Below are 2189 nucleotides of genomic sequence, written 5' to 3'. Positions count from 1 at the left end.
GGCGGTCAGGGTGCGGTCGGGGGCCCGGAACTTCAGCGCGAAGGTGAGCGCGCGCTGCCCCTCCGGGATGCCCTGGCCGCGGTAGTCGTCCACGAGCCGGGCGGCCTCAAGTAGCTCGCCGCTGCCTGCGATGACCGCGTCCAGCACCTGCTGGGCGGGCACCGCCACGTCGACCAGGAGGGTGAGGTCCTGGGTCGCCGCCGGGTAGCTGACCAGCTGGGTGACGCTCGGCTCGCGGTCGGCCAGCTCGATGAGCAGGTCGAGGTTCAGCTCCGCCGCGGCCACGCGGCCGTGCAGGTGCGCGTCGGCGACCACCTCGGGGTGCAGCTCGCCCGCAACGCCGACGTCGTGGCTCACGCCGTCCCGCACCACCTGCAGGATCGCGGTGCGACCCGGGTGGAAGGCTGGGTGGCTGCCCTGGCGGACGCTCAGCGGGGCGCTGACCATCCGGGCGATGAGCTTGGCGGCGTCGATCGCATCGGCCCAGTCCGCGGCGCGGGCGCTGACGCCCGGCTGCTTCTGGACCGCGGCGCCCGTGAGCACCACGGCGGCGTGCCGGGGCTGCGCGGGAATCGACTCGTCCAGCTCGCGGATGCCCGCGTCGCCGGGGTACACGCCGAGCGGCGGCACCTCCTCGGTGCCGAGGGGGCCCGTTGGCGGGAAGAACACGGAGCCGAACTCGAAGATCGCGAGGTCAACGGCCCCGCGGGACACGTTGCGCTGCGTCGTGTTCACGAGCCCGCCGAGCAGCGAGAGCCGCATGAGCGGGGACTCGCCGTCGAGGGGGTTCGCGAGCCGCACCGAGGCGAGGTCCGCGGGCTGGCTGGCCGCGGCGACGCCGTAGCGAGCCTGCACCGTCTCGCTCACGAACGGCGAGCTCTGCACCTCGACGTAGCCCGCGGCGGCCAGGCCGTCGGCGGCGCGGCGACGCAGGCGCTGCTCCCGGGACAGGCCGCGCCCGGGCGGGGCGATGGGGAGCACGGCGGGGATCCGGTCGTACCCGATGATCCGCGCGATCTCCTCCACGAGGGCCTCGGGGAAGCTCAGGTCGCTGCGCCAGCTCGGCGGGGTGACGAGCAGGGTGCCGCTCTCGCCCTCCTCGATGACGCAGCCGATGGCGGCGAGCGTCTCGCGCTGCTCGGCCTCGGAGTAGGCGACGCCCATGATGCGCTCGGCGAATCCGAGCGGGAGCGCGATCGGCTCGGCGTCCTCGATCACGCCGAAGGCGGAGCCGAGCTCGTCGGCGACGCCCCCGGCCAGCGCCACGAGGAGGTCGACGGCGCGCTGGGCGGCCAGATCGGCGATGAGCGGGTCAACGCCGCGCTCGAAGCGCTTCGCGGCCTCGCTCGGCAGCTTGTGCCGCCGGGCGCTGCGCGCGACGGTCACCGGGTCGAAGTTCGCGGCCTCGACGAGGATGTTCACGGTCTCGTCGCGGGTCTTCGAGGACTCGCCGCCCATGACCCCGGCGATGCCGAGGGGGGCCGAGTGGTCGGCGATCAGCAGGTCCTCTGGGTGCAGCTTCCGCTCCACGCCGTCGAGGGTCAGGATCGTCTCGCCGGGCTCCGCGCGACGCACCACGAGGCCGCCGTCGACCCGGTCGAGGTCGTAGGCGTGAATCGGGTTGCCAAGCTCAAGCATGACGTAGTTCGAGATGTCGACGGGCAGCGAGAGCGAGCGGATGCCCGCGAGCTGCAGCCGGGCCACCATCCAGGGCGGGGTGGGGCGGCTCGCGTCGACGCCGCGCACCACGCGGGTCACGAAGGCGCTCGCGCCGTTCTTGCCGCGCACCGGGGCGTCGTCGGTGATCTCCACCGAGTAGCCGGCGGAGGGCTGCACGGTGACGCGGCTCGCGGGGTCGGTGAAGGCCGCCCCGGTCGCGTGCGAGTACTCGCGGGCCACGCCGCGGATCGAGAAGGCGTAGCCGCGGTCGGGGGTCACGTTGATCTCGACGGCGGTCTGGTCGAGGCCGAGCAGGGCCTTCGCGTCCTCGCCGACCTCGGGGTCCAGGCCGAGGGTGGACAGCACGATGATGCCGTCGTGGTCCTCGCCGAGGTTCAGCTCGCGGGCCGAGGCGATCATGCCGTCGGAGACGTGGCCGTAGGTCTTCCGGGCGGCGATCTCGAAGCCGCCGGGGAGCACGGCGCCGGGCAGGGTCACCACGACCTTGTCACCGACCGTGAAGTTGTGCG

1 protein-coding gene is annotated in these 2189 nt (G+C 73.7%); it reads right to left on the bottom strand.

Annotated features, from left to right (window positions below):
• The coding region (gene pheT / locus OOT08_RS14885; RefSeq protein WP_325093575.1) for a phenylalanine--tRNA ligase subunit beta at nucleotides 1–2189 on the bottom strand (2189 nt) is incomplete at both ends.

Source organism: Leucobacter sp. M11, from assembly GCF_035726885.1.
In the GTDB taxonomy this organism is placed as follows: Bacteria; Actinomycetota; Actinomycetes; order Actinomycetales; family Microbacteriaceae; genus JAPFRB01.
Note: the sequence above shows the minus strand (reverse complement) of the source record. Positions and strands in the feature narration are given on the sequence as shown.